The following is a 3,434-nucleotide window of genomic DNA, read 5'->3' as shown; positions in this document are numbered from 1 at the left end:
GGCTGATTTTAGTTCATCATTGGCCTGGGACTGCAGCAAAAATCTCTGGCAATACTTTAGCGCCGTGGGTTGATCTTCCACGAGCAGCATGCCCAGATATTCCAGAGCATCCTCATTCGGATCATTAAATGAATCTGATTCGACATGACCGTTTAACAGATAACGCTCTAATCCCACCTGTAGTTCGCTAACAGTTCTGTTTGTCATTTAAAGTTTCTTGTTTTCATTGTGGTTAATCGTTTCTCTACTGACGGCCCATCATTGATAGATTAGATTCAGTTAAACTGGAGCTATCTTAATACCGCCTACCCTGGCTTTTACCGGTGATAAAAAAACCAGATGATCAAACCCGCAGGGCGCCCCAGCTAGGTTAACTCAAGACATATCAACACGTCCTTAAAGGAGAAGGGGAAACCCTCTTTCACGTTCCATGCTAATCCTGCGCCGACTAAACGGCCAGGGAGCGTTCAGGATGAACACAGCCAGACCTATCGCGTAGGACAGGTAAACAAGGTTAATAAACGATTTAGTGCTGTTTCTCATTTTCGAAATTCCCATTTGCGAATGCGGGATTTTTATTCAGGAAAGAAGGTTAAACAGATCCCGTCTGATTGCATGTTCCCGGCGTGAGGGCCGGGTGCGTTGATGACTAATCCTCGTAGCGGAAGTCTATATTGAGTTTCATTTTTTCAATATCCAGCGTCACTTCACATCCATGCCATGCTGGGCGGCCATTGGTCAGATTATTTTCGATATAGTAGTTGCGAAGCTCTACCAGATAACGAAGGATATCTGTATTCGCCCTATCACCAGCCGTCAACCATTGAGTTTCATCAGCATCATCAAGATAATCATATTCATACTTACAATGATCGTTTTCAGGTGATAACTCTGCACGCATAATGATCTTTTTAGCTTCGTCGGGAGCAATACTGTATAAAACAGTACCGATATCTTTATAAATCTCTTGATCATTTCTCATTCTTTCCCTCCCGGTATCATTGATACAGCTTTTTTTCTATAGGGCGCTCACCATTGACAGAGTAGCCCAAGTTCCAGAATAAACTGGCGCTAGCTTAATATTCGTTATCGTAACCAGAAAGGGGGCTCATTTGGACCTAATGCATTGTATTGCTCTGATGTTCTATTCACATCATCAATATAATGCGGCGCGTCGGTGAACCCTAACCTTACAGGTATATATTCATTAAAAGCTTGATAGTAAGCCTCTGTACATGTTAATGCTTCATCAAAAGCTTTAAAGAACCGTTCAAAGACTAAAAACAAATTCCCAGCATCAAAGTTTAGTCGGGAGTGATTTTTATCTACTCCAAATGACGACCACACAATATCATCAGGTAATATTGTTGAAAATTCATTTTTTATGGTGTCCAGCTCGTTTTTGACTTTGTAAAGCTCATCATAAGCTAAAGACCCACGGTAAAGTTTTCCCTTTATCCAGGGATATTTGCTACCGTTGGTGCCGTTTTCTAATAAAGAGAGCACCACATTGAAAAAACCTTTTACATCAGACGCTGGCCCAACTTCTGCAAGAGTCATCGCTGCAAGTATTCCTACATTTTTCGCGCTTATAGCGTTCATTTTCGGCCTTCACCTGCTCTTCGGCCACCTGCTCGGTGGGTTTACCCGGCACTTGCCCCGTGGCGATGTCACCAGGGGCGCTATTCTCTACAACAATTCCAGTCTGCTGACTGAGATTGTTGTTGGCTTATTTACCATCTTCTTTTTTTGTTGTAATTTTATTTTTATCCAGATACCCAACCCTGCTAACGCACCAGCAGAAACACCTACTTTCAAAGAATAAAAAACATCCTTTCCCCAATCAAAAAATAAAGCATTAGTTTTAAAAAACACCATTAACCTGCCAAGAAGACAGCCAGTCATCGCTAGAATAAAAATGCAAATCATACAACGTATTATTAACATAATCAGGGTGTTCAAATTACCCTCCTGATCACTTTTTAATAGATTTATCAGCTTCATCAAGTGTTCCTTTTGTAGCATTCCCAATAGCTCCACTAGTAATCGAGCCCCCAATATTACTAATGATATCCGATGTTCCGGCTTTCACAGAAGATCCCATAGACCCTGATATGACCTTTCCCATGCCACCACCAAGTATTGAGCCTAATCCAGTTCCAATTACTGAATTCGTCGGATCCTCCCCCTTAATACTACTACCAATTGCCGCACCGCCCATATTGATAGGAGTTGAAACCAGTTGTGACGGCAGAGAAAGGACGGCTTACTATTGAGCTTGAGTTTAAGTTCTGACGGTTAAAAAAGAACCCGGCGTAAGGGCTGGGATCCATCATTTAGAAGCCACTTAAAACCACTTCACCCTGATCATATCTCTTTGTTTTATGGTCATTATATCCAAAGATGCATTAATTAAAGTTCTTAATCAACAGATTACACCCTTCATCCTCAATCGTTGTGTTTCCAATAAAATGAAGCATCAGATTATCCGAAAGGAAGATTTTAAAACCATCTGAAGTGTCTTCTATCCGTTCAATTAAATATTGGTTATCAAAAGGTCTTCCATAAGGACCATCAGGTAGAAAGAAGTAAAATGAACTTCTCTTACTTACCCATTGCTTAACTATTTCATTCGAGTTCATTTTTTTATGATCCAGTCATTTTGTGGTGTAGGTAAAAATATCTGAGTACCACCGCCATGCAGTATCGGATTAGTTCCTTTTGTACCTGTTTGGGCTGCTGCTGCACCCCGCCACAGCAGAAGCAGAGCTGTCGCCCACCAGTCCACCGGACTGTCCCCCCGCCAGCGTCGCCAGCGCAGAAACCGTCTGCTTCTGCGTTTCATCGAGCTCATCGGCAAATTTGCCGTACATCTCTTTGGCGATCATCCCCACCAGCTCGCCCGTGGCGGCAACTTTGCCCTTGGTGCGGACAATATCAGGCCACCCGATTGCCAATCTCGCCGATCAGCTGCGCCTGCCTGACAACTACTCGTCAACGTAAACCAAAGGTATCGGGAAGGGCTTTGACAAAGTCGGACTCATCCCCCCGGTACGCTTTCGCAATCTTTGCAAAGGAATCGATAACGCGCACTTTCTCATCTTCCTTTAATAGCTGAAGCTCGGCGGCTATATGTTCCATCATTTCCACAGCGGCATCTGGATTGAGCGAATGTTCGTCAGTGAACTCAAGAAAAAGAGCCATGTCGGCAATAACTTTAATCAAATGATGTGATTGAGTCACAGATTATTTCCCCACAATAAAGTCAATTCTGCGTATCGGAAAGTGTTTTAACAAAGTCATTATAGGCTTCATGAAGATGATAAAAATAAGCATCGGGCTCATTCTTAACAACTTCGTATCGTGCTAACAATTTAGTGAATAGCCCTTCGGGAACGGGATAAGGTGCGGCTTCGTTTTTATCACAATAAAAA

5 protein-coding genes and 1 pseudogene are annotated in these 3,434 nt (G+C 42.6%); all 6 read right to left on the bottom strand.

Going from position 1 to position 3,434, the window contains the following annotated elements; genetic code table 11:
• A pseudogene (locus WFM46_RS23260) lies at positions 1-207 on the bottom strand (hypothetical protein); the annotation flags it as partial.
• Between the two features lie 442 nt (positions 208-649).
• Positions 650-982 carry a hypothetical protein gene (locus WFM46_RS23255; protein ID WP_336998671.1) on the bottom strand — a complete coding sequence of 111 codons (333 nt, stop codon included), beginning with the start codon at positions 980-982 and terminating at the stop codon, positions 650-652.
• 104 nt (positions 983-1,086) lie between these two features.
• Positions 1,087-1,602, bottom strand: coding sequence for an Imm70 family immunity protein (locus tag WFM46_RS23250; protein ID WP_336998670.1), 516 nt, complete (start codon positions 1,600-1,602; stop codon positions 1,087-1,089).
• 87 nt (positions 1,603-1,689) lie between these two features.
• On the bottom strand, positions 1,690-2,004 hold the full coding sequence (locus WFM46_RS23245) for a hypothetical protein (protein WP_336998669.1): 315 nt from the start codon (positions 2,002-2,004) through the stop codon (positions 1,690-1,692).
• Positions 2,005-2,711: 707 nt separating this feature from the next.
• A complete protein-coding gene (locus WFM46_RS23240; protein WP_336998668.1) occupies positions 2,712-2,957 on the bottom strand; it encodes a VENN motif pre-toxin domain-containing protein in 246 nt (81 codons plus the stop codon).
• 37 nt (positions 2,958-2,994) lie between these two features.
• Positions 2,995-3,243 (bottom strand): hypothetical protein, encoded by a 249-nt coding sequence (locus WFM46_RS23235; RefSeq protein WP_336998667.1) that lies wholly within the window; start codon positions 3,241-3,243, stop codon positions 2,995-2,997.
• Positions 3,244-3,434 lie beyond the last annotated feature (191 nt).

Origin of the sequence: Leclercia sp. M50, from assembly GCF_037150775.1 — a bacterium.
Taxonomy (GTDB): domain Bacteria; phylum Pseudomonadota; class Gammaproteobacteria; order Enterobacterales; family Enterobacteriaceae; genus Enterobacter.
This window is presented reverse-complemented; position numbering and strand designations above follow the sequence as displayed.